At 63.8% G+C, this 24,669-nt stretch carries 17 protein-coding genes, 1 tRNA gene and 1 pseudogene; 5 read left to right on the forward strand and 14 right to left on the reverse strand.

What is annotated here, in order from left to right; translation table 11 throughout:
• Positions 1-79: 79 nt before the first annotated feature.
• Together ACVWZM_RS16900 and ACVWZM_RS16905 are read right to left on the reverse strand one after the other, a co-directional pair.
• Positions 80-1,066 (reverse strand): annotated as a pseudogene (locus ACVWZM_RS16900) (IS30 family transposase); the annotation flags it as partial.
• A 437-nt stretch (positions 1,067-1,503) separates the two neighbouring features.
• On the reverse strand, positions 1,504-2,346 hold the full coding sequence (locus ACVWZM_RS16905; protein WP_456853942.1) for an SDR family NAD(P)-dependent oxidoreductase: 843 nt from the start codon (positions 2,344-2,346) through the stop codon (positions 1,504-1,506).
• Positions 2,347-2,527: 181 nt separating this feature from the next.
• Here ACVWZM_RS16905 and ACVWZM_RS16910 point away from each other — a divergent pair, with 181 nt between their 5' ends.
• Together ACVWZM_RS16910 and ACVWZM_RS16915 are read left to right on the forward strand one after the other, a co-directional pair.
• Positions 2,528-3,490 (forward strand): sensor histidine kinase, encoded by a 963-nt coding sequence (locus ACVWZM_RS16910; protein WP_057015384.1) that lies wholly within the window; start codon positions 2,528-2,530, stop codon positions 3,488-3,490.
• A 204-nt stretch (positions 3,491-3,694) separates the two neighbouring features.
• Positions 3,695-5,467 carry a putative bifunctional diguanylate cyclase/phosphodiesterase gene (locus ACVWZM_RS16915; RefSeq protein ID WP_057015383.1) on the forward strand — a complete coding sequence of 591 codons (1,773 nt, stop codon included), beginning with the start codon at positions 3,695-3,697 and terminating at the stop codon, positions 5,465-5,467.
• A gap of 167 nt (positions 5,468-5,634) precedes the next feature.
• Here ACVWZM_RS16915 and ACVWZM_RS16920 read toward each other — a convergent pair whose 3' ends face one another.
• Complete coding sequence (locus ACVWZM_RS16920; RefSeq protein ID WP_456853944.1) at positions 5,635-6,273, reverse strand: carboxymuconolactone decarboxylase family protein; 639 nt, start codon at positions 6,271-6,273, stop codon at positions 5,635-5,637.
• Positions 6,274-6,492: 219 nt separating this feature from the next.
• Between ACVWZM_RS16920 and ACVWZM_RS16925 the strand changes: the two genes are divergently transcribed.
• A complete protein-coding gene (locus ACVWZM_RS16925) occupies positions 6,493-6,897 on the forward strand; it encodes a YccF domain-containing protein (RefSeq protein ID WP_016843571.1) in 405 nt (134 codons plus the stop codon).
• Between the two features lie 180 nt (positions 6,898-7,077).
• On the opposite strand, the gene ACVWZM_RS16930 is transcribed toward ACVWZM_RS16925, so the two are convergent.
• From ACVWZM_RS16930 to ACVWZM_RS16940, 3 genes are all read right to left on the reverse strand, one after another.
• Positions 7,078-7,335: a GCG_CRPN prefix-to-repeats domain-containing protein gene (locus ACVWZM_RS16930; RefSeq protein WP_156436045.1), complete on the reverse strand. Its 258-nt coding sequence runs from the start codon at positions 7,333-7,335 to the stop codon at positions 7,078-7,080.
• 110 nt (positions 7,336-7,445) lie between these two features.
• Positions 7,446-8,486, reverse strand: coding sequence for an alpha/beta hydrolase (locus tag ACVWZM_RS16935; RefSeq protein ID WP_456783194.1), 1,041 nt, complete (start codon positions 8,484-8,486; stop codon positions 7,446-7,448).
• 95 nt (positions 8,487-8,581) lie between these two features.
• Positions 8,582-9,661: an LLM class flavin-dependent oxidoreductase gene (locus ACVWZM_RS16940; protein WP_168856590.1), complete on the reverse strand. Its 1,080-nt coding sequence runs from the start codon at positions 9,659-9,661 to the stop codon at positions 8,582-8,584.
• A 130-nt stretch (positions 9,662-9,791) separates the two neighbouring features.
• Here ACVWZM_RS16940 and ACVWZM_RS16945 point away from each other — a divergent pair.
• A tRNA-Arg gene (locus tag ACVWZM_RS16945) sits at positions 9,792-9,868 on the forward strand.
• A gap of 54 nt (positions 9,869-9,922) precedes the next feature.
• On the opposite strand, the gene ACVWZM_RS16950 is transcribed toward ACVWZM_RS16945, so the two are convergent.
• The 3 genes from ACVWZM_RS16950 to ACVWZM_RS16960 form a co-directional block, all read right to left on the reverse strand.
• The gene (locus ACVWZM_RS16950) at positions 9,923-10,243 is read right to left on the reverse strand and encodes a hypothetical protein (RefSeq protein WP_168856591.1); all 321 of its coding nucleotides are present in this window, start codon (positions 10,241-10,243) and stop codon (positions 9,923-9,925) included.
• A gap of 71 nt (positions 10,244-10,314) precedes the next feature.
• A complete protein-coding gene (locus tag ACVWZM_RS16955; protein ID WP_456853946.1) occupies positions 10,315-15,138 on the reverse strand; it encodes an NAD-glutamate dehydrogenase in 4,824 nt (1,607 codons plus the stop codon).
• Between the two features lie 327 nt (positions 15,139-15,465).
• Complete coding sequence (locus tag ACVWZM_RS16960) at positions 15,466-17,409, reverse strand: sigma-54-dependent Fis family transcriptional regulator (protein WP_456853948.1); 1,944 nt, start codon at positions 17,407-17,409, stop codon at positions 15,466-15,468.
• 284 nt (positions 17,410-17,693) lie between these two features.
• On the opposite strand from ACVWZM_RS16960, the gene ACVWZM_RS16965 reads away from it, so the two are divergent.
• Positions 17,694-19,502 carry an NAD(P)/FAD-dependent oxidoreductase gene (locus ACVWZM_RS16965; RefSeq protein ID WP_456853950.1) on the forward strand — a complete coding sequence of 603 codons (1,809 nt, stop codon included), beginning with the start codon at positions 17,694-17,696 and terminating at the stop codon, positions 19,500-19,502.
• Positions 19,503-19,693: 191 nt separating this feature from the next.
• Here ACVWZM_RS16965 and ACVWZM_RS16970 read toward each other — a convergent pair whose 3' ends face one another.
• The 5 genes from ACVWZM_RS16970 to ACVWZM_RS16990 form a co-directional block, all read right to left on the reverse strand.
• The gene (locus ACVWZM_RS16970; RefSeq protein ID WP_057015376.1) at positions 19,694-20,113 is read right to left on the reverse strand and encodes a CBS domain-containing protein; all 420 of its coding nucleotides are present in this window, start codon (positions 20,111-20,113) and stop codon (positions 19,694-19,696) included.
• 251 nt (positions 20,114-20,364) lie between these two features.
• On the reverse strand, positions 20,365-20,835 hold the full coding sequence (locus tag ACVWZM_RS16975; RefSeq protein ID WP_176937234.1) for an aminoacyl-tRNA deacylase: 471 nt from the start codon (positions 20,833-20,835) through the stop codon (positions 20,365-20,367).
• Positions 20,836-20,955: 120 nt separating this feature from the next.
• Positions 20,956-21,768: a pentapeptide repeat-containing protein gene (locus ACVWZM_RS16980; RefSeq protein WP_168856595.1), complete on the reverse strand. Its 813-nt coding sequence runs from the start codon at positions 21,766-21,768 to the stop codon at positions 20,956-20,958.
• A gap of 287 nt (positions 21,769-22,055) precedes the next feature.
• Positions 22,056-22,706 (reverse strand): hypothetical protein, encoded by a 651-nt coding sequence (locus ACVWZM_RS16985; protein ID WP_456853952.1) that lies wholly within the window; start codon positions 22,704-22,706, stop codon positions 22,056-22,058.
• A 96-nt stretch (positions 22,707-22,802) separates the two neighbouring features.
• On the reverse strand, positions 22,803-24,638 hold the full coding sequence (locus tag ACVWZM_RS16990) for a DUF1963 domain-containing protein (RefSeq protein ID WP_456853954.1): 1,836 nt from the start codon (positions 24,636-24,638) through the stop codon (positions 22,803-22,805).
• Positions 24,639-24,669: the final 31 nt, after the last annotated feature.

Raw genomic sequence — 24,669 nt, forward strand, 5'->3', positions numbered from 1 at the left:
GAGGAAGAAAAAGCGCTGGAGGAAGAAAGAACGCCAGCTCGCGCCACACCCACCGCCGTCGTCCCGGCGCAGGCCGGGAGGTGGATTCACATTCGAAGTGCAACACTTGAGCAAAGGACTCGGCAGGCGTGCGGTAGTCAAGGCATTTGCGCGGGGTGTTGTTGTAGGCGGCGATGAACTGGCGGAATCTGGCGGTCGAGAGGGTTACGAGATCCGTCTTGCGGGGAATAAAGCGGCGCATCCTGCCGATGGCGTTCTCGATGCCACCCTTCTGCCAGGGGGCATGGGGATCGCAGAAGAAGGTCGCGATCGAGAGGCGGTGCAGCGCCAGGTGACCGGCGAACTCGGTGCCGTTGTCGAAGGTAACGCTCTGGCGCAGCTCTTGTGGAAGGGGCGCGAAGAAGCCCACGAGATGGCGGGCGACACCGCGCGCGACCTTGCTGGCAAGGCGGATGCCGAGCAGCAGCCGCGAGGTGCGCTCGTGCACGGTCAGCACGGCCTGACCGTATTTCGAGAACATCATCAGGTCGGCCTCCCAGTGCCCGGGCACGCTGCGGTCGGCCGCTTCGAGCGGCCGTTTTGCCAGGGATACACGGCCTTCGATGAAGCTTGCGGGGCTGCCGCCCCGCTTGCCGCGGCAGCCGGGCTTGCTCTTGGCGCGCGGCAGATAGCGCCGCCAGTTGAAGTCCGTGGTGCGCCTGAGTTGGCGATAGATGAAGCGGTAGATGGTCTCGTGGGAGATCACCTTGCGCCCGTACTCGCGGGCCAGCCGGCCAGCGACCTGCTCGGGCGACCAGCCGCGGCGAAGGCGTTGCAACACCGCGCGGCGCAGGCCGGGCTCCCGTTCGAGGCGTCCGCCCGTCCAGCGCCGCGCTCGCATCTGGTGCTGGGCATAGCTCGGCTTGTAGCCGACCTGGCTCCCCCGATTGCGCCTCAGTTCCCGAGAGATCGTTGATGGCGAGCGATCCAGAGCTGCCGCGATTTGCCGGACCGAGCTGCCATTGGCCGATCGGCAGGCAATCTCGCATCGGTCGTCCAGAGAGAGCTGCTTGTAAGTCCGCCCCATGGCAACACCTCCTCAAGGAAGTGTTGCACTTCGTTTGTGAACTCAGGGGGACCCATACGCCGCGGCGGGTGTTGTGAAAGGGGCTCGTCCTTCCAGCATTGGGCAACAATCACCATTCGTGGTTATGGGTCCCGGCCTGCGCCGGGACGACGGTGGGGATGGTTTGCGCTTCAAACGCCAAACAATGCGGCGTCATCACCCGCACATGCCGCGTGCGAGTGAGACCATTCGAATGTGTCAAGGTCGTAAGCCTGATGACCTCGCGCAACCAACTCTTCGATCGCGGACGATTTCTCCGTTCCAGACATGCCCGTGATCAAGACGCACTTCATACTTTCTCCTCGCCCTGAAGGAATCGGCAGTGCACGCTATGGATTGCTTCCGCCTTCGCCACGGTTTCGGCGGACAAGTCGCGTCGCTCGCAATGACGGATGCTGCTACCCCGCGCCCTGATCGAACGCCTTGCGCAGCGCGACGTAGCCGGCCTGCTGTTGGCTCCAGTTGCGGCCGCCGGTGATGGCGCCGTCGATCACGAGGTCATGGCCGTTGATGAAGCTCGACTCGTCGCTCGCCAGGAACACCGCGGCATGCGCGATGTCGTCGGGCAGGCCGGCGCGCGGCATCGGCTGCGCTGCCTTGTAGACCTCGCGCATCACGGCCGCGGTCTTCTCCGCCGCTTCCGTCGACAGCCCGAGCGCCTTGCCGAAAATGCCGGTGGCGATCGCGCCGGGCGAGATCGAGTTGACGCGGATGCCGGACTCGCCGAGCTCCATTGCCACGCATTTGGTGAAATGGATCACCGCGGCCTTCGCGGCGCCATAGACCATCGACGACGAGAAGCCGGCGAGCCGTCCGGCGATGCTGCCATTGTTGATGATACTGCCGAAGCCCTGTTTGCGCATGTAGGGCGCGGCATGCTTCATGCCGAGCATGACGCTGCGCACCAGCGTCGCCATCGCGGCGTCGAACCGCTCGACGTCGAGGCCTTCGATGCCCCCGGTCTGCGCCGGGCCGCCGGCATTGTTGAACAGGCAGTCGATCCGGCCGAACTTCTCGACCGCAAGCGCGATCAGCGCCTGCATCTGTTCCTCGACCGTGACATCGGTCTGACGGAACACGCAGGTCTCGCCGAGCTGTTGCGCCAGTGCCTCGCCCTCCGGCGCGCGGCGCCCGGCAATCACGACCTTCGCGCCCTCCGCGACAAAGATCTCCGCCGTGCGCAGCCCGATGCCGCTGGTCGCCCCTGTGATCACCGCGACCTTGCCGTCCAGCCGTCCCATGTCGGTCCCCTCAACTTACTTGTATGATGTTGCGGATATTCCCCAGCTCCTGCTGCCAATACAAGCACTTGCAAGCCGCCACGGTCGCGAGGTCCGCCTGTGGCCAGAAGGCCACTACTGCGGTTTTTCGGTCGCAGCGGCCTTATTTTGGGTCGCCTGTTCACGTGAACTGGAACGACCGATGGCGAAGTGGATCGACGATTTCAGGGCGTGTTGGCGGGGCGATGCCCAGCCGTCGGTGCGGCTTGCGGTCGCCTTCGCGGTGCTTTGTCTCGTTTTGGCCACGGCCGCGCGCTTCGGGCTCGCCCAGATCCGGCCGGATGTGTTCTTCACGCCCTATTTCCCGGCGGTGTTCTTTGCCACCGCCCTTGGCGGTTTCCGGATCGGGATCGCGACCGCGCTGGCGAGCGGCCTGCTCGGCGTCGTGCTCAATTTCAGCGGCGCGCACGCCGATCCTGCGCGCTTTGCGCTGCTGATGATCTTCTGGGTTGTGTGCGGCATCGCGATTTGGGGCGTCGAGCATTACCGTTCCCTGGTCGCACAGCAGCGCGAAGTTTCCAAACGGCTGATCGAGGAAGAGCAGTACCGCAAGGTGGTGGTCGACGAATTGCAGCACCGGCTGAAGAACAAGTCCTCGACCATTCATGCCGTACTGCATCAGGCGCTGCAGGACCGGCCCGATGTCTGGCAGCGCATCGACCATCGCATCCGCGCGCTCTCGGCAACCGACGATCTGATCGCGCGGGTCGACGGCTATGGCTGCGATATCAAGGATTTGCTGCGCTCGGAACTCGGGCCCTACGGCCACGTGCGGTTCAACCTCAATGGCGAGCAGCTGTTCCTGCCCGCCAAGCTCGCCGTCTCGCTGGCGCTGATCTTCCATGAGCTTGCAACCAACGCCGGAAAATACGGCGCCTTCTCCTCGCCGCGCGGATTTTTACAAGTGTCATGGACCGTCGACGACGGACGTCTCAACGTGATCTGGGACGAGACCGAGGGACCAGTGGTCGAGACGATCGGCGAAGCCGGCTTCGGCACCAAGCTGCTCAAGTCGGCGCTGCGGCCGTTCGACGGCAAGACCGAGATCAGTTACCTGAAGACCGGTGTTCACTGCACCATGCAGTGCAAGCTTCCGAGCTGTTGATAAGTCGGCTTTCCGGCACACGCGCATGCGTTGATGCAACCGCGCGCTGCGCAATCGCTTTCAGCAGCGGTCGCAGCCGACATTGATACTCTGTTAATGACGATTGCCGCGACGGCTTGCGAAAGCCGTCGCGGTCTCATTCTGTCACGGCATTTCGCAGGTCCGCTTAACCAAAACTACAACGGACTTTGCCAAGGTCGGCGCATGCACAGTCTCACCAGACACGATTTTCAGGCGGGCGCGGCAGTGCCCGGCCAAGACGATATTTCCGGCAATGAATTGCGTATCCTGCGCGACCTTCTCCAACTCCTTCCGGCGGGAGTGACCGTCCAGGACGAGCAGGGCCAGATCATCCTGGTGAATGAAGCAGCCGCGAGCCAGCTGCAGCTGGCCGCCAGCGCGAGCCAGCCGTCCCCGGTCGACGAGCGCCACGCCGCCAACCTGGACCTGCTGCGCAGCGGCCGTCCGGTGGTGCTCGAGGAAACGCTCTCCTGCGGCGCATCCAAATACGTGTTCCTGACCTCGCACCGGCCCGTCCGGATCGCCGGTCGCAATCTCCTGATCTCGACCTCGACCGACATCAGCGAGCAGAAGGCGTTCGAGGACCAGCTGTTCCGCTCGGCCTATTACGACGAGCTGACCGGCCTGCCGACCCGCCGGGTGATCGAGCACCGCGTCAACGGCTTGATCCGCGACGATTCGCAAGGCCATTTCGCGCTCGCCTTCCTCGACGTCGACAACTTCAAGCACATCAACGACTATTACGGCCACGCGATCGGCGATGCGCTGCTCGTTGAGCTGTCGAAGCGACTCGGCCACGCGCTGCGCGACACCGATATCCTGTCGCGCATCTCCGGCGATGAATTCCTGCTGCTGCTCAACCCGATCAGCGGCAATGACGAAGTCGCCGAATTCATCCATGTCATGCAGGAGCGGCTGAAGGCGCCGTTCTTCATCGAGGACTCCGAGATCTTCGCCTCGACCTCGATCGGCGTCAGCCTCTATCCGATGCATGGCCGGAGCTACGAGGCGCTGCGCCAGAATGCCGATATCGCGATGTACCGCGTCAAGAACAACGGCAAGGGCTCGACCGCGTTCTTCGACAACAGCATGGAGCGCGAGGCGCTGGCGCGGATGAAGATCGAGCAGTCGCTGCGGCTGGCGATCCTGGAAAAGCGCTTCTGCTGCGCGTTCCAGGCCAAGGTCGATATCCGCACCCAGGAGGTGAAGGGCATCGAGGCGCTGGTGCGGCTGCGCGACGACGAGGGCGTGATCCAGGCGCCGGGCACCTTCATTGATCTCGCGGTCGAGCTCGGCCTGATCGACGAGCTGACGTTCCTGGTGCTGGCGGAGATCGTCAAGTCGATCGACCTGATCAACGACACGTTCGGTCCGACGGCGACGATCAGCATCAATGTCGCCGCCAAGCAGGCCTCCAACCTCGAATTCATGCGCCGGTTCGCGCGCGCGCTCGAGGAGACCGGCTTCCCCAAACGCTTCATGATCGAGGTAACCGAGGACGCGTTCGTGACGCGGTCGCATTTCCAGGACCAGATCCTGCCGATCCTGCGCGGCATCGGCGTCGGCATCTCGATCGACGATTTCGGCATCGGCTATTCGTCGCTGTCGGCGCTCGCCGATATCACCGCCGACGAGATCAAGATCGACCGCTCCTTCATCACCGACATCCATCAGCGGCCGCGCAGCCAGGGCATCTTGCGCGCGATCGAATCGCTGAGCGAGGCGCTCGGCATGACCGTGATCGCCGAGGGTATCGAGTCCTACGAGGAACTCACCTATCTGCAGGCCGCGACCAAGATTCGCTATGCCCAGGGCTATTACTTCGCCAAACCGATCTTCCTCGAGGATTTGAAGCCGGCGACGCCGGTCGCCAGCGAAACGCGCGCCAGCATGGCCGCGCGCCCCGCCCAGGAAGGCCGCCAGGGCTATTCGCGCGCCAGCGGTTTCCGGCGGTAAGCGCGCGATGTGACTGCGCTCCCTCTCCCGCTTGCGGCGGAGGGTTGGGGTAGAGGTTTCACCACGAGTCAAAACTGGGGAGAGAGCCCCCACCCGCCGCGCGCTGCGCGCACGTCGACCTCCCCCGCAGGCGGGAAAGGTAAGAACGCGAGACCACTGCAGACGCCCTACTTCTCCAGCACCGCCAACGGCTGCACGCCGTTATTCGCGGGACCGGCCTGCATCGTGATCAGCATCATCGAGACCATGTCGTAATAGCCCATGATGGCGATGATATCCGTGATGCCGCGCTCGCCGAATTTATCCAGCGCCGCCTTGTAGACAGCGTCGCTGACCTCCTTGTCGCGATAGAGCGCGATGCCGAGATCGTACAGCGCGGCCTCGTCGTCCTTCATGCTATCGGGCCGCGTGCCCTTGGCGATCGCGTCCGCGATTTTCGGATCGAGCCCGCCCTTGATCGCCAGCGGATGGTGCGCGGACCATTCATATTGCGCGGTCCAGTGCCGCGCCGTGATCAGGATCGCCATTTCGCTGAGCCGCGCCGGCAGCGAGGTATTCCACCGCAGATACTCCGACAGGTTCGACAGCTTTGGTGCCAGATCGGGATTGCGGATATAGGCGCGGTAGGGCGGCGCGGTGAATTTGGCATTGCGCGGCGGCGCGCTGATCATGTCGGCCCAGGCCTTTTGCGCCGGCGACAGCTCCTCCGCCTTCAGCGGCGCGAAGCGCACGGCGTCCTCAGCCCGCACGGCCGACACCGACAATGCCAGCGCCGCCAAGATCCCTGCTCCGAATATTGTTCTCATTGTTGTTCTCCCTTTTCGGTGCAGGCGTCTTTGCGCCCTGCCCGGTCGCGCGAGATTAATTGCCGTCGCGATGGATGCAATGAGGTGCCAGCTGTCGTTCGGTGCCGGCCGCCGGTGAAGCGCCTCGTCACGGCAGGCGCGCGGTTAGGCCACACCTACCGCAGCGCCGGGCGGCGGCGTATATAAAGAGCAGTCCCAAGCGGCGCGAAGGTGTCAGCCATGCAGCCTGTATCTATCCTCCTGAACATCCTCTGGATCCTGATCGGCGGCGCGTGGATGGCGTTCGGCTGGCTGGTCGCCGCCGTGATCATGGCTGTGACCATTATCGGGCTGCCCTGGGCGCGCGCCGCCTTCAACATCGCCGTCTACACGCTGCTCCCGTTCGGCTCGCGTGCGGTGCGCCGCGATGAGGTGACCGGCACGTCCGACATCGGTACCGGACCGCTCGGCGTGATCGGCAATCTGATCTGGTTCATCCTGGCCGGCTGGTGGCTCGCGATCGGCCATGTGATCACCGCGATCCTGCTGGCGGTGACCATCATCGGCATCCCGTTCGCCTGGGCGCATCTCAAGCTTGCCGGCATCGCGCTGTGGCCGATCGGTAAGGTGATCGTGCCGGCGTGACGCTGGCCAGGCCGTCGACGGCTAGTGTCCCGAATCCGAAGTTCGCATCATTTGCCGCACCTTCGGAGCGAACTTCGGATTCGATAAGGACACTAGCAAACTTATGATTCTAGTGGTTTATGAATGCGAAGTTCGTGAAAGTGGCTGCCGCGAAATCGCACGAACTTCGCATTCAGCACACTAGAGCCAATCCTTCGTGGTCTGGCTGCAAGCCTGGTAGTCGCGCCGCCAGACGAAGCCAGCGCCACCACACGGCGGGCGCGGGCGCGAGGTGGCGGGACACTCATTCCTGACCCGCGCGGCGGTCCCCCAGCCGTCGATCACGCAGGCACCTCGTGAGGTCCTGTGGCAACCGTCACCGCATCCCTCTGCGGCGTTGGCCGGGGTCAAGCCGAGGAAGGCACCGGCTGTCAGAAGCGTGATCAAACCTGCTCTCATGATGTTCTCCATCGAGCTGTCGGTCGTGCTGCTCCATTCGCGGCACAAGCGTAGGCGATCTCTGTGCCGCTTGCCACCGTCTCCGCGCACAAATTCTGGTGTCGGGGGGCTCAGCGCGCTGCTTCGCAGCCGGGGATGTCGAATACGGCGGTCAGGCCGCAGGGCGAATTGAGCATCTTGCCGCCGGCATGGCCGACGCCGGGCACATCCCACACGCTGTGGTTTGGCGCGCCGCCGTCGCGGGCCTGCATCACGGCGGCATAGGAATGCCCGCGCGCGTAACGGTACGGCCCCTGGGCCTCCGCCATGCAGGATTTGTCGAGCGCGGGATGATTGGGGTTGGTGTCGAGCGTTCCGAGCAGATAGATCACGCGGCGCGCGACATAGGCCTGCTCCAGCGCAGCCGGCGAAGGCTCGGCAAGATAGGGCGGGCGGTCGTCCATACCGAATTTCCAGCTGTTGTAGCCATGGCAGTTCGCCGCGATCGCGGGCTCCGGCCGCTCCTTGGTGAAATAGGCGTAGGAGGACGGATTGGCGACCACATAGCGCACGCCGATGCCCTCGCGCAGCAGCAGCTGATCGCCCTTCACCGCGATCGCATAGCGCTGCACCACCTGGCCGCCGCCGGAATGACCGAACACGACGACCTGCTGCAGGTTCGGAAACAGCTTGCGGTCGCCGAGCTTCGCCAGGATGGCATCGAGCGCCTCGAACGAGCTCGCCGCGCTCGGCGCGAGCGCAGGCTCGCCGCCCTGCCAGCCATAGAGGCTCCAGCGCAGCGTCTCCGCCGGCAGCTTGAAGGCCTCGACGTCGGACTCGATCAGGAATTGCGGCGCGATCATCAGCGCATGCTCGCCGGCATCGCCGGCCGCGGCCTGCGCGCTCAGCGCCGCGCGAAAATAGTCGTCGGCATTGCGCAGCACGCCATGCAGCACGAGCACCGCGCGCGTAACATCCGGCAGCGGGTTGGACCAGTCGGCCGAGAGGTAGAGCGGAAAGCTCGCTTTGCCGACGGCAATCCGCGCATTGGCGATCTCCTTGACCGGTTTCCGGTCGCGCTCGGTCTGTGCCTGCGTCGCGGACGCCGCGGGTACGTGCGCCGCCGCCACGACGAGCAATGCCGCGGCCGCAAGCCAGGCCCGGTGATGCATGGTTCGACTCCGTTGCTGCCGCGAGCTCGGCTGGATCATGGCGCGTCAGGCGCAGATTCACCCGTGAATTTTCGGAAAGCTTCCGCACCCGCACCTCAGGCCACGAGCCGTCCATGATTGTTGGCGGCGAGGATCGGGCGGATCAGGCGGCCGAACCGCTCGGCCTCCTCGTCGTGCAGATAACCGGACAGGCAGAAGGAGTGGCAACCGGCATCGATGAACTGCTGCAAGGTCGCGGCGCATTGCGCGGGATCGCCGACCACCGCGATGCCGGCGCCGGGCCGCACCTTGGTGATGCCGGTCCACAGATGCGGCATCAGGAGATCGCCGTAGTCGCGCGCGAGCTGCTGCACGCGCTGGTTGGCCTCCGAGCGATTGTAGAGCGTCTTCATCTCCTGCTTCTGCCGCTCGGTGGCGTGGCGCACCAGCTGGTCGGCCGCCTCCCAGGCATCTGTCTCGTTCTCGCGGCAGATCACCTGCAGCCGCATGCCGAAGCCGATCGCATCCTCGCGGTCATGCGCCCGCGCCATCCGCCGAATCTCGGCGATATTCTCCGCGATGCGCTCCGGCAGGTCGCCCCAGAACAGATGGACGTCGGAATGCTTCGCCGACACCTCCCAGGCCTGCCGCGAGCCGCCGCCGAGATAGAATTTCGGAAACGGCTGCTGCAACGGACGCGGCCTGATATGCGCGCCGGAGATCGTGTGAAACCTGCCCTGGAAATGCACCGGGCCGCGCGTCGTCCACAGCGCCTTGAGGATCGAGACCTCCTCCTCCATCAGCGCGTAGCGTTCCTCTTTGGCATAGCGCACGCCCTCGGCCTCGACCTCGCTCTCGTTCTGGCCGGCGATCAGATTGATGCAGATCCGCCCGCCCGACATCTGGTCGAAGGTCGAGATCATCTTTGCCATCAGCACCGGGTTGATATAGCCGGGCCGCGCCGCAATCAGCGGCTTGATCCGGCTGGAGCGCGCCGCCATGAAGGCGCCCGTGATCCAGGCCTCCCAGCACACCGAGCCTACCGGGATCAGCAGATACTCGAAGCCGGCGTCCTCGGCGGCCGCGACCACGCGCTCGCAGAGTTCCGGCGAACCGGCGATCTGGGCCTCCATCAGCCCATAGGCCGTGGTGTCGCCATGCGTGGGCAGATACCAGCCGAATTCCAGCGGACGCATGGGCAAACTCCCTCGAAAGACAGCCTTTTTCCGCGGCCTGTCATATTGTCGGGAGCCAGTTTACAGCCCTTAACCAGTTGGACAACGCCGTTGCCGACGCGGAGCCAATCAGCTAAATGAACCCCTGCACGCACCCGTAGCTCAGCTGGATAGAGCGTTGCCCTCCGAAGGCAAAGGTCACACGTTCGAATCGTGTCGGGTGCGCCATTTCCGCTTCGTTCGCCGCCGTTCAATTGTAGCCTTTGCTGCGATTCCCCCAGCTTAGGGGATTCTTTCCACAACGTTGGGCCGGTTTTTCTCGAGCCAGGCGACGGCCTCGGGTCCATCGACGACACACTCGAAGGTTTCCCAAGTTGGGTCTTCCAAAGACTCCAATTGCAGTCGCTTCGCCGCATACTCAATGAGGTCGTGGAGGCGTTCGTATCCTCGTCTGTGCTCGAGGGAATCTGCAATCGCAGTGCTGGTCCATCCTCGTTGGGCCAAATCGATAATGCTCGGAGCGTCAGCCTCGCTGAACCACGGCGTGGCATCGAACTCGATGCAGCGAACATTGTCGGCGGTATGGCAGGTGGCGTGGATCATTGGATTCCTCCGTTTGCCGGCTAACTACCTGCGCCAGCATCGCGCTTCTCACATCGCTGCCTCGCACACCCTCAGGCCTTGACTAAGTCCCCCAGCAGGTTCGCCGCCACCGTCAGCTTGGCGAGGGTCAGGCCGCTGGCAGCGATCTCCTCGACCGAGCGGCGGATACGCGTCGCCTCGGGGTGAGCCGCGAGCCAGGTCTCGACGGCCTGCTGGCCAGACTGGCCGGTTGCCAGCATATCGGCGGCCAGTCTCCTTTCGGCGCCGGCGATCTGCTCGACGGCGCGATCTATGGCCATGCGTTCGAAATAATCGTTGGCCGGCACACTGCGTGCGGCGGCGATGATGCGGTCGAGACGGAAATTCGCCTCGGCGGCGTAGAAGGTCGCGGCGGCATCGCCGATGGGGCGCGTGGTGCGCTCGGCAACCGTCACGATGTCGGGAGCCGAGACCAAAGCGTCAAGATCGGCGAGCTCTCCGGCGAGGCCGGCCGGGACACCGGCGTCGGCGAGTTCCTGCCGCCGCTTGACGCGCGCGGCTTGCAAGTCCGGCGGCAAGGCAGTGTCGAGCCCGGCGACGATCTGGCGGATCGCCGGGCCGAAGCGCGCGACGACGGCCTCCAGCCCGTCCTTGAAATCGGCATTGCGCACGTACCAGACCATGCGGGAGAGCAGGAGGTCCTGCACCGAAGCGTAGAGGGACAGCTGCAGCTGCCCGTCGATGCAGGCGTCGAGCGCGTCGATCGCGTCATTGAGCCACTTCAGGCCGTAGCATTCATCGACCGCCACATAGGCCATGACGATGGTCGGGATGTCGGCGTCGGTCTCGTCGATCAGGCGCACGACGCAGGCCGGGCCGCCGCGATTGATCACCGCATTGGCAAGACTGGTCGCGATGATCTCCCGCCGCAGGCGATGCAATCCGGCCGCGGTCGGGAATTTGTCCTGAACCTCGCGCGGAAAATACTGGGATAGTTCGCGGGCAAGATAGGGGTCGTCGGGCACGCTGGTGACGAGCAGATCATCGTAGAGGGTCAGCTTGGCGTAGGCGAGCAGCACGGCAAGCTCGGGCCGCGCGAGGGACTGGCCGCGCCGTGTGCGCTCGGTGAGCGCGGCGTCGTCGGGCAAGAACTCCACGGCGCGGCTCAGCAAGCCGCGCTGTTCGAGCGACTGCATCAGGCGGGTGAGGAAACCGGTCTCTGCCACACCCTTGCGCTCGGCCAGCGACAGCGCCAGCGTCTGCAGATAGTTGTTGCGCAGCACCAGCACGCCGACCTCGTCGGTCATCGCGGCAAGCAGGCTGTTGCGGTCAGTGGGACTGAGGCGTCCCTCGCGTTCGGGGCGCGCCAGCGCGATCTTGATGTTGACCTCGACGTCGGACGTGTTCACGCCGGCCGAATTGTCGATGGCGTCGGTGTTGAGCTTGACGCCCTTCTGCGCCGCTTCGATGCGGCCGCGCTGGGTAACGCCGAGGTTGGCCCCTTCGCCGATCACCCGGGCACGCACGTCGCCGCCCGCGATGCGGATCGGATCGTTGGCGCGGTCCCCGACCTGGTCGTCGCTTTCCCCGGAGGAGCGGACATAGGTGCCGATGCCGCCAAACCACAACAGGTCCGCGCGAGCCTTCAGGATCGCCGTCATCACCTCGAAAGGCGTGGCTTGCGGCTTGTCGAGATCGAGCAGCGTGCGCACTTCCGGCGCAAGCGGGATCGCCTTGAGCGAGCGCGAGAACACGCCGCCGCCCTGCGAGATCAGCGACTTGTTGTAGTCCTGCCAACTCGATCGCGGCAGATCGAACAGGCGCTTGCGCTCGGCGAAGCTGGTCGATGGATCGGGTGAAGGATCGATAAAGATGTCGCGATGATCGAAAGCCGCCACTAGCCTTGTCGCCGGCGAGAGCAGCATGCCATTGCCGAAAACGTCGCCCGACATGTCGCCGACGCCGACCGCGGTGAACGGCATGGTCTGAATGTCGGTGCCGAGCTCGCGGAAGTGGCGCTTGACCGCCGTCCAGGCGCCGCGCGCCGTGATCCCCATCTTCTTGTGGTCGTAACCCTGGCTGCCGCCGGATGCGAAGGCATCGCCGAGCCAATGGTTCATCTCGGCCGAGATCGCGTTGGCGACATCGGAGAAGGTGGCGGTGCCCTTGTCGGCGGCGACGACGAGGTAGGGGTCGTCGCCGTCGTGACGCACGGTGGATTCGGGCGGCACGACGATGTCGCCGTCGAGATTGTCGGTGAGCTCGAGCAGCGAGCGAACGAAGATGCGATAGCTTTCGGTGCCCTCCGCGAGCCAGGCGTCGCGCTTGGAAGGCGGCGGCAGGCGCTTGGGCACGAAGCCGCCCTTGGCACCGACCGGCACGATCACGGCGTTCTTGACCTGCTGCGCTTTCACCAGGCCGAGGATCTCGGTGCGGAAATCCTGCGGCCGGTCGGACCAGCGCAAGCCACCGCGCGCAACCTTGCCGAAGCGCAGGTGGATACCTTCGACACGAGGGGAATAGACGAAGATCTCGTAGAGCGGTCGTGGAGCGGGCAAGTCGTCGATCCGGCGCGCCTCGAACTTGAAGGAGATCACCGGACGCGGGTGTCCATCCTCGCCGATCTGCCACAGATTGGTGCGAACGGTAGCCTGCACCAGATTGGTGAAGCGGCGCAGGATGCGGTCTTCATCGAGCGAGGCGACGGATTTGAGCTGTTCCTCGACCTCGGCAAGCAAAGCCGCCTCGCGCGCCGCGCGCTCGGCGTCCGTCAAGGCGAGGCGCGGATCGAGGCGGGTCTGGAACATCGCGACCAGGCTGGCCGTGATCGCGGCGTTCTTGCGCAAGGTCTCCCACATGTAATCCTGAGTGAACGGAGCGCGGATCTGGTGCAAATAACGCGACAGCGCCCGAATGGTCGAGACTTCCCGCCAACTTAGGGCGGTGCGCAGGATCAGGCCGTTATATCCGTCGGATTCGGCGCGATCGGTCACCACCGCCATGATCGAGGCTTCCAGGCGATGGCTGAATTCCGGATTGATCTCGATGGGCTGGCCGTCACTGGTCTCGATCGTCATGTCGTGCAGCCATACCGGGGCAGGCCTGGTACCGGGCACGACCTGATAGGTGCGTTCGTTGACCACGCGCAGGCCGTGATTTTCGATCACCGGCACGCGGTAGGACAACGACAGCGGTACGCCGTCCGAAAACACCTTCAGGCCGAAGCGCCTCGGATCGTCGCCTTCGATGCGGTAAACCGAAATCGTCACCGGGCGCGCCGGCGTCAGCTTTTCGACGGTCGTGATATCGGCGATCGCCTGTTCCGCGCCGAACACCTCGGTATAGCCGCCGCTGAAGGCCTGGGCATATCGGTTGGTGAGCATGCGCGCCCGCATGCCATCGGTCGACGCGGTGAGCGCGGCCTTCAGCTTGTCGGCCCAGGTCGCGGCAATGGCGCTGATCCCGGCTTCGAGCAGGGCGCGGTCGACGACGGGCGTTTTGCCTTCATAGCGCCCGATGATGAAGTGGACGCGCGCAAGCGCCCCTTCCGGGAATGACACGTAGGAGGCGGACAGCTTCCCTTTGTAGGCCTGCGCCAAAAAGGCTCCGACGCGCGTGCGGACGTCGGTGTCGTATTTGTCGCGCGGAATGAAGGTGAGGATGGAGACAAAGCGATCGAACTTGTCGACCCGCGGCAGCGCCCGGACGCGCGGGCGCTCGTAGAGGATCAGGATCTCGATGACGAAGTTGTAGAGCGTGTCGACATCGATCTGGAACAGCTCGTCGCGCGGATAATCTTCGAGAATATGCATCAGCGCCTTGCCGGAATGACCGTTCGGGTCGAAGCCCGCGCGCTGCAGCACCCGCGAAACCTTGTGGCGAACATAAGGGATCTGCCGTACCGAGCGAGTATAGGCGCCCGAGGTGAAAAGGCCGACGACGCGCAACTCGCCTTCGAGCCGGCCGTCGGGCGAGTAGAGTTTGATGCCCACATAATCCATCCGGGTGCGGCGATGGACGCGGCTGGAGACATTGGCCTTGATGACGATCAGCAGGGTCGGCTCGTGCATGAACTCGCGGATTTCCGGTGTCATCACCACCATTTCGCTGCCGCGACGCAGGACCTTCACGTCCGGATCGCGCAGAATGCCGAGGCCTTCGCCGGTTGTAATGTCGTCCGACGCGTCGCTGTCGGGCGAGAAGCGATATTTGCGCACGCCGAGGAAAGTGAAATTGTCCGCGCAGAGCCATTGCAGGAACTGATTGGCTTCGGCGAGTTCGTCGATCGGCAGCGGCGGCGGATTGGAAGAGAACGTCTTGATCGCTTCCTCGACACTGTCACGCATGACGCGCCAGTCGGCAACGCAGGCGCGGACATTGTTCAACGTCCTGGTCAGGCCGTCGATCAGCTTCTGGCGATCGGAATCCGCATCCAGGCGGGTGATGTGGAGATGAATCAGGCTTTCGCGCGCGCCCTTTGCTCCGTCCGGCAGTGCTTCCCCGTAGAATCGCAGCAGCTTGCCTCCATCGTCGCGCTCCACCGCGATGATCGGGTGAGCGACCAGGGTGACCTCGAGGCCCTGCTCGGCGAGCTCCGCCATGGTGGAATCGAACAGGAAAGGCATGTTGTCGTTGAGAATTTCGAGCACGGAAATCTCGCGTCCGTTCGGCAACGTCGGATTGACGACGCGGATATCGGCGCTGCCGGCCGTGCGCCGCTGCACGTGCTCCCAGGCCTGCTCCGCCAGCAGGGCAAGCGAGGCGGCATCGTAATTGGCGAGATCCTCGATATTGGTGTAGCCGAACAAGGGCTCGGCAAAGGCCCGGGGGCTCTTGCCCGCTGGCACGCTGCCCGCTGCATCGCGGATCAGGGCTGCCCGGGCCTTGTCGTCACGCCACGCCATAATGTCCTCCATTTGCCGTGCCGTCCGATCGCAGCCGCGACCATCCGCTTGATTCTGGAGTGCATCTCTTCGTGCGTTGCGATCGAATGCTACGCGAAATCCTAGCTTCGACGGCTGCCGACGACAATACTACGATCCCGCAGCGAACGGCGCACGCTGTCGTGAGGCGTGCTGAATTTCGCTTGCGACAGCGGGTGGGCCGAAGTCGGCCGACGGCGGCCGAACGCCTGGGGCAGGAAAAATCACATGCAATTTCAATTATGTATGGGTTCGCGCCGCTGTTCGGCAGGGATGTCGTATCTGACGGTGGCGGTCAGCGACGGCGGGCAACGACCGCACTCAGGTCAGGTCTTTCGGCATCGTGATGCCGAAGCGGACAATCTGGCGATGGATGGTCGAGCGATCGACGCCGCGTTCGCGCGCCACCTGCGAGACGTTCCAGCGATTGTTGCGCAACGCCGCAAGTAGCGCATCGGCTTGCCGCGACGTCGCCGCTCTGCCACGTGCCGGCTTTCCGGAGATATCCTCACCCAGGGGATGAGCGATCCGGTCCGGCAGATCGGCAAGATCGATCGTGCCGTCGTTCGACAGCGCGCAGCCATGATCGAGCGCATTGATCAGCTCGCGGATGTTGCCGGGCCATTGGTACTTGAGCAGCGCGCTGCGCGCGCTTGCCGTCAGCGCATAGTTGGCCTTGTGCTCCGTCGAAAGCCGATGCAGGGATTGATCGATCAGCCACTCGATATCGGTGCGCTGACGCAGCGGAGGCAGCGCAAGCACCGCGCCGTTGAGGCGGAAATAGAGATCCTCGCGGAACTGCCCCGCCTTCACCAGCGTGACGAGGTCGCGATGGGTGGCAGCGATGACGCGGACATTGAGCGGGACCGGCCGGGTGCGGCCGACCGGTGTCACCTCGCGCTCGGCGAGCACGCGCAACAGGCGCGTCTGCGACGAGATCGGCATGTCGCCGATCTCGTCAAGGAACAGGGTGCCGCCGTCGGCTTCGAGCACGAGACCCTTCTTGCCCTTGGCCGCCGCTCCGGTGAAGGCGCCTGCCTCGTGGCCGAACAGCTCGCTCTCGATCAGGCTTTCCGGCAGCGCGGCGCAGTTGACCGCGACGAAGGGCCTGCCTGCCCGCGCACTGACCGAATGCAGCGCCTTCGTCAGGTGCTCCTTGCCGGTGCCGGTTTCGCCGGTGATGAGCAAGCCCATCTGGGTGTTGATGAGCTTGGCGGCGCGCGTCACCACGTGATGCATGGCGGGATCGCCGCGGAACAGGTTTCGTAGCGGCGCCGGAAGCGCCGACTCGCTGCGGGAGGAGGCCGGCGCCGCCAGCTTGTTCGGGGGCGGCAAGGTTTGCGCGAACAACGTCGCGCCGCTATTGGCTAGCCGCAGCGTACGTTGGCCGGTGGGGCGCGAATGGGCGAAGCGCGGCAGATCGTCGATGGTGCATTCGAAGATGTCGGACACGCCGAAGCCGTCGGCCCGCAGGCGAAGGTCCGGACGCTTGGCCAGTTCGCGGGCGAGCAGCTGCCTTGCGCGATTGTTGAAGCCGATGATGTGGCCGCTGCTATCGACGGCCATCACATAGTCCGGATCGACATCGGCGAATTCCGCGGAGCCGGACAGCTTGATGATCCATTCCTGCCGGAAACGGTTTAGCAGATTCGCATTCTCGATCTTGTGAGCAAACGACTTGACCAGTTGCAGCGCCAGGAACTGGCTGGCCTTCGGTTCCGGCGAGCGCAGCGCGGAGATATCCAAGACCGCAGCGAGCTTGCCGCTGGGATCGAAGACCGGCGCGGCCGTGCAGGTCAGCGGAATATGGGTGGCGTCAAAATGGTCGGATTGATGCACCGTCAGGGCTTCTTCGGTCGCGATGCAGGTGCCGACTGCGCAAGTGCCGGCATGCGGCTCGTTCCAGTCGGCGCCGAGATAGAGGCCGGCCCTGCGAAGCGTGTTGTTGAATGTCGGGTCGCCGATGAAATCCACCGTGATGCCCCTGGCATCGGTGAGCAGCAGCACATAGCCGAGTCCGGCGATCTGACGATACAGCATCTCGACGCCGAAGCGCGCCGTGTGCAGGAACTCATCCATGGCGTCGCGATGCTCGCGCAGCCGCCCGGACGTTACGATATGAGCGTCGCGCAGCACCAACGGATCGAGCTTGTGTTCGGAGACGCATCGCACCCACGACTGATGGATGATTGCGTCACGCGCGCTGCTCTGGCCGTCCGCAACGCGAACCAGCTCGTCGATGTGCGCAGCCCGCTCCGTCGTCACGGCTGATGCTCCTGGATGTTTCCCCGCACGTTGTTGCGTCGAGTGTCACTCGGATTGTGCCGCCGATCAAGTTTGTTGCGTGCAACACCTGTTGCATGACGCAACAAGTGAGGCGGCCTGGCGCCGACAGCTAACGCGAGGAAATGCCGAGCGTTTTTCGAGATTCGCCGCAATGGCATGAGGCTTGCTGACATGGTGGTCGAGGCAAGATTCGACCTCGCTAACAAACGCGCCGGACCCACGACGCAAAGGCGATCGACGCCGGCATATGGGAGAATGAAACCATGCTCACGAAGGCCCCGGACGGAAAGATCACCGCGCTGCTCGACGAGTTCAACGTCGCATTGTCGTCGGGTGACATCGAACGCGCGATCGCGCTGTTCCAGACCGATTGCTACTGGCGCGATCTGGTCACCTTCACCTGGAACATCAAAACCATGGAAGGCAAGGATCAGATCCGCGACATGCTTCAAGCGCGGCTTGCGGATAGCAAACCGTCGGGATGGCGCATTGCCGATGGCGAAGCCGCGAGCGAGGCCGGCGGCATCATCGAGAGCTGGATCGAATTCGAGACCGATGTCGCGCGCGGCTATGGTCACCTGCGCATGAAGGATGGACGCATCTGGACCTTGCTCACCACCATGGCCGAGCTCAAGGGACATGAGGAAAAGTCCGGCTCCACCCGTCCGCTCGGCGCCAAGCACGGCCATTGCAAGGACCGTAAGAGCTGGCGCGAGGAACGTGACCAGGAAATCACCGAGCTGGGTCATGCAAAACAACCCTATGCGCTGATCATCGGCGGTGGCCAGGGCGGCATCGCGCTTGGCGCGCGGCTGCGGCAATTGAACGTGCCAACCATCATCATCGAGAAGAACGAACGCGCCGGCGATTCCTGGCGCAAGCGATACAAGTCGCTCTGCCTGCACGATCCGGTCTGGTACGACCATCTGCCCTATATCGACTTCCCGAAAAACTGGCCGGTGTTCGCGCCGAAGGACAAGATCGGCGACTGGCTGGAGATGTACACGAAGGTGATGGAGCTCAACTACTGGAGCTCGACCACGGCGAAGTCGGCCAAGTATGACGAGAAGGCCGGGGAATGGACCGTCGTGGTCGAGCGCGACGGCAAGGAGATCACGCTCAAGCCGAAGCAGCTCGTGCTGGCGACCGGCATGTCGGGCAAGGCGAACTGGCCCACCTACAAGGGGCAGGACATCTTCAAGGGTGAGCAGCAGCATTCCTCGACCCACCCGGGGCCGGAGAAATATCGCGGCAAGAAGGTGGTGGTGATCGGCTCCAACAACTCCGCCCACGATATTTGCGCGGCGCTATGGGAAGGTGGCGCCGACGTCACCATGGTGCAGCGCTCGTCCACGCATATCGTGAAATCCGACACGCTGATGGATATCGGGCTCGGCGCGCTCTATTCGGAGCAGGCGGTGGCGAGCGGGATGACCACGCGCAAGGCCGATTTGATCTTCGCCTCGTTGCCCTACAAGATCATGCACGAATTCCAGATCCCGCTCTACGAGCAGATGCGCGAGCGCGACAAGGATTTCTACGCCGCGCTGGAGAAAGTCGGCTTCATGCATGATTGGGGCGACGACGGCTCCGGCCTGTTCATGAAGTACCTGCGCCGCGGTTCGGGCTATTACATCGACGTCGGCGCCTGCGATCTCGTGATCGACGGTTCGATCAAGCTCAAGAGCGGCAAGGGCGCTGCGGTGCGGGAACTGACCGAAACCGGCGTCAGGTTCGTGGACGGCAGCGAACTCCCCGCCGATCTCGTCGTCTATGCCACCGGCTATGGCTCGATGAACGGTTGGGCCGCCGACCTGATCTCGAAGAACGTCGCCGACAAGGTCGGCAAGGTCTGGGGTCTTGGATCCGATACCACCAAGGACCCCGGCCCGTGGGAGGGCGAGCAGCGCAACATGTGGAAGCCGACCCAGCAGGAGGCACTTTGGTTCCACGGCGGCAATCTGCACCAGTCGCGGCATTACTCCCAGTATCTGGCGCTGCAACTGAAGGCGCGGATGGAAGGCATCCCAACCCCGGTCTACGGCTTGCAGAAGGTTCATCACCTCGGTTGATCGACCTGGCGATAACGAGGTGTCGGGCGGATCGTCGTGCGATCCGCCCCTCGACAGATCGGATGGAGATCGAACCGTGCCGATCGCCGTCCAGCTTCGGGCCGATGCCTGCGAGACAGCCGGCACCGGTTGCCTTCCCGGTTGACCACGATACTGGCCGGTCTGCCAGCTTCCCGCAGACCGGCCTCGCCTCAATGATGAGCCGACACGCTCTTCATGCATTGGGACAAGAGATCGGCACCGGCAAAGTGGCCTACATCGCCCAGGCTGATCATGCCAACCATCCGCTTGCTCTTGTTGATCACAGGCAGTCTGCGAATCTTCAGCGTTTCCATGTGATGTATAGCTTTCGTCAGGTCGTCGTCTTCCCGGCAGCAGTGGATGCCTTCGGTCATCACATCCCGCGCTGTGGTGCGCGCAGAGTTGAAGTCCTTGCTCGCGAGACCTTTGCAGACGAGGTCGCGATCCGTCACCATCCCGATCAGACGATCGTCTTGCCCGATCGGAATGCAGCCGATGTCGTGCCCTTGCATCAATTTCGCGATTTCGGTGATTGGCGTGTCGGGGCTCACCCAATCGACGCCCTTGTGCATCACGTCCTTGACTTTCATGGAGGACCTCCCGTCCAAGGCAGCACCCCCTCGCTCGCAATTATACAACAGAGCTGGCGCGACTGCATACGTGCTGCGCCTTAAGGCACGATGAAACCGGGTCGAAGCGTTATCGCGCTCGAGCCCCTTGCTTGAGCATGATCTCCGCGCAAGCGCGTTCCTCCCTTGCCTCGGGGAAGAGCCGCTTCGCACCCCTCCGGATCATGCTCCAGTCGGGGCGCACAGATAGATGGTCCCGCTGTCACGCCGCCTCAGTCATGCGCACTGAAGCTGCCATGCAGGGAACCGGCGGTCAGGCGTGCGAATTGCGCACGACCGAGATGAAGCAACGTCTCATGATCGCCGGCTTCGATATAGATCTCGGGCTGCATCCGGATGCTGTCATCAACGATAACGTCGAGCCCGTAGCAGCTACCGGCGGCGGGAACCGCCCCGTGCGCACAGTCCGTGAACAGCCGATCGATCTCGCCTTCAGCGGCCATGGCGATATCGTCACCGAATCTCGCCCTGAGATCCGCCAGCCTGAGGTGATGCGATGCCGGCAGCACGGCGAGCAGATACCCGTCGTTGCGGCGCAGCACAATGGCCTTGGCCAAGCGATCGCCCGAGACGTGACAAGCCTGGGCGGTAAGGGCTGACGACATCGTCAGTACGTGCGGGATTTCGTCGTACTCGATGTTTTCTGCAGCGAGATAATTGTGCAGTTTGGGAGAAATGGTCATGACGTCACCTCCGGTGCGACATGCAACCATCCACCGTGGTCGTGCCCGCCGCACGATGAGCGGCTGCGTGGTTCTCAAGACAGAACATAGGTCTTGTCGCAGGACACTGCAATTCGATCCCTAACGGGGGCGCCGCGCCAAGTTCAAGTTCCGGGCCTTGTCCAGATTGCGGGCCTCGGCCAGCGCCGCCGCGCTCGGCAACAGGGCCGACGCAAGGTCGGCCTCGGTGAAATCTGCGCCGGCGACATTGGCGTCGGATAGGTCGGCTCCCGCAAGGTCAGCTCTATGGAGGCTGCAGTTCGCCAAATTGGCATTCTGCAGTTGCGCAAATTCGAGATCGGCGCGCGAGAGATTGGCGCCGCTTAAATCCGCGTTCCGCAGATCGGCGGATTTGAGCACGCCACGCATCAGGCCCATCGATTGGTTGCGCATATCAGCGCTCAGATCGGCGCCCGCAAGCCTGGCCCCGATCAGGCTAGCACCGGAAAGATCGGCGGTTATCCGAGCGCCGCTCAAGTCGGCGCCGCCAAGCTTGGCGCGTTGCATCTGCGTGCCGAGCAGCGATGCCTTGACGAGGGACGCCCCCGTCAAGTCTGCGTCGATCAGCCAGGCCTGGTTCAAGATAGCCCGATCGAAGCGGGCGCCTTTCAGATTGGTCTGGTTGAGCTTTACGAGATGAAGGTTGCCGCCGGAGAAGTCGAGGCCCGAGAGATCGAGGTGCGACAGTCGCTTTCCATCCAAATCTGCAGTGCGTCCGTCCCCTTGAGGGATCGACTTGAGGAGCGCATCGACCTCGGCGCGCGTCATCTCCGACGCCGTCATTTCCGGACTGTTGAGGTCGACACTCCGCAGCATGTCCTGCGACACGGCGTCAGTCGAATCAACCAGCAGCGCCGCTATCGACACAAAGGCGAATGCGAGACGAAACGACATCGCCGTCTCCCGCCGCTCAGAAACCCGGTATTGTCTCTTGTATTCTCCGGGTTGGCCGCGCCGTCAGGTTAGCTGGCCGGCTCCGGCCTATGCCAGAGTATGAAACCGGATATCGATCCTGGCAATGCCAGTGACCGTCTCAGCCGGAGCAGCACGAGGCGGAGCAAGCCAGGCGCGGAATATGGTCGGGCACCTTCATGCCGCTGAAGGAATGGTGCCGGCTCAACCCGAGGCAGATCCCGATTGACGGGACGCCGCCAACACCTCGCGATGCGCCACCGAGCCGGTCAACGCAGGGTCAGCCGGCCGCGCTCGTCAACAAGCGCCGGAAAATGGGCCGCGAGAGTGGCGGTGAGCGGCGCGTCCCGCTCGACCACTTGAAACGTCATTCTGCCGAGCCGGTAGCCCGCCCCGAAGGCGGCGGCGAGATTGTCGGGCGAGACCACGACAACGGATTTAGGCTTGTTCGTGTCGGTGAACGTCACCAGCGTCGGATAATCCTTCGGACGCAGGACGCCGGATGGCTTGGCTTTGACAGCCGCGCTCATGGTTCTCGCGTTGTCCCCGGACGGAGGTGGCGGCGCCAGCTCGCGATAACCGAGAACCTGGACGACGATATGCGGCATGCTGCTCAGATAGCTGTAATTTCGATCGTAGTTCGTCGCGAACAGAACCTTTCCGTCGCCAAGATCCACAAATGGGGCTTCGCCGTGCACGGTGAAGCCACCACCCCAGTCGGAACCACCAGCGCCCGGCATCGGGATCAGGAATTCCCGCTCAAGGCGCAACTCCATGACTGAAGAGCCGGACCTCATTCCGCCGGGGGTTTCGACCTCGATGGTCATCCGGTAGCGCAAAGATGCCTGCGGCGTACTGCATCGGACCAACAGCCACGCCAATGCAATGGCCATGACGGCAAGAATGACAGGCCGTTTCAAAAGGACACCTTTGCGCAGCCAGCAATCGGATATTGGCCGTCTTTCGCTTCGCTGATCATTCGGCTGCCACCGGCAACCGCCTTTGCGGCGGATCTGTCAATTCGATACATCCACCCGCACATGTCTGAAGTCGTACCGTTCAAGATCGGAGCGGGAGATCGAGACGACGAGGTCGCTGACGTCGCCGCATCTGAAATGCGTGAGATTGTTGCTCGGAAATTGCAGCAGCATGACCGAGTTCGGCTTGTTTTCGATAAAGTCCGCGCACCAGCCGCGCGGGGCGCCGCCGATCTGGAGCGTGGCTTGCTCGGCGTCGAACGCCCAGTCGGTCTCAAGCGGATGCCGGGCCGCAGGGATCACTGCATCGGGATCGTCGGCGTAAAGCTGCTTGGCGATTTCGGAGCGCAACACCCTGTACCCCGTCGACCAAAACTCCGGCAGCGCCTGATCGGCCGCACGCTCATCGAGCAGCCGATAGAGCGCGGTCCACTCGTCGGGCACGAACGCGGCCTCGCTCTGGCGATTGCGGATCCTGCGCATGACCGCTTCCAGCTCTGCGACGAGCGCCTCGGCCTTCTGCTGCCTGCTCCGTGCGATGGCGGGCCTCTGGCCCTCGCTTGCCTCGGCCGTTCCGAACCTGCGCAATTGCTCATGCGCCCAGTCGCGCTCGCTCTCCGCGCGCCCGCGGGCGTCTGCCCAGCTTTCGGGCGGCGGCAGCCCGCGACCATGCGCCATCGTCGTCTCGAGCGCCGCGGCGTTGTCGATCCAGAACGCGTAGTACAGTTTGCGAATCCCGCGAACCCGCGCCGCATAGGCTTCCCAGTCCTGCGGAAACTTCTCCCTGTATTCCAGCCAGCCGGCGAGATCGGCTGAAACGCCCCTGTCGGGCGACGGCATCCGTACGTCGGCCTGAATATCTCGTTCAAGGTCCTGAATGAGCCGAACCAGCCCGGCATATCTGCGCCCTTGCTCGGTATCGGGCGGCAACAGAGGCGCTTTCGATTTCACCCAGATCGGCGCCAGAAAACCCTCGCCATTGGCGAGCTCGATTTCCGACTTGTCGAGCGCCGCAACGAAGCTGCCGCCACGCTGCAAGGTGATCTCGTCGTGCAGCTCCCTGATGCGCAGGACCAGTTCGGCGCGGGACAGCCAGCTTTGCAACGAGAATGGCTGCTCCGCTTCGGAACGTGCCAACGCCTCGCGCAGCCGTTCCGCTGTTTCAGCGAGTTGCTCGAACGCAGTCACCAGCTCCTTGCGCGGCGGCTTGAGCCGCGCTTCCTGCTGCCGCGCCGCGTCGGTCAGACGCGCCGCCCACGCCCTCGATTGGGCAAGCGCCTCCTGCACGAGCAGTTCGAGCGTTCTCCAATCGATCGGCTGAAGCTCCCACGATGCGATGGCGAAAACGGCATCGGCAGAAGGATTGCGCCGCAGCCGGTTTGGAACGCAGCTTTCGCCGTCGACGGGATGCACGAAGTCGAGCGGCCATCTGGGCGGCGGTGCCAGCAGCCCGTCATACTTGTCATCGACCCAATACAGACCCGTGGCGCTCTTCTGCCAGGCGCGTTCGTTGCCGCGTTGCGGTCCGAGCGTCGGTTGATGGATCACCTTCACGTCGATACGGCCGGACACGGCTGCGAAAAATGCCAGCCACCCCGCCCTCGGACCGACGCCGCCCCACAGGCTGGGCGGCAAGGATGCGCAATTGATCTGGCAAAGAAACTGATACGGCTGGCCGTCCCTGCCGGGCCATTGGAAGGGATCGGGAAGCTTTGGATTGCCGCCGATCCAACCGATCTCGGCTGCCGCCGGACGAGCCGGAATCGCAGCGCGCAGCCATACTGCATTCCGGTCATGCGCGGCCGGGTCCTCATCCGAGGCCTTGGCAAGCATCTCCAGATTGTACGTTAGGAACTTGGCAATAAAGTCCTTCATCGCGCGCCGCACCTCAACCTGGGCCAGAATA

The sequence above is a fragment of the Bradyrhizobium sp. USDA 4501 genome (genome assembly GCF_054062115.1).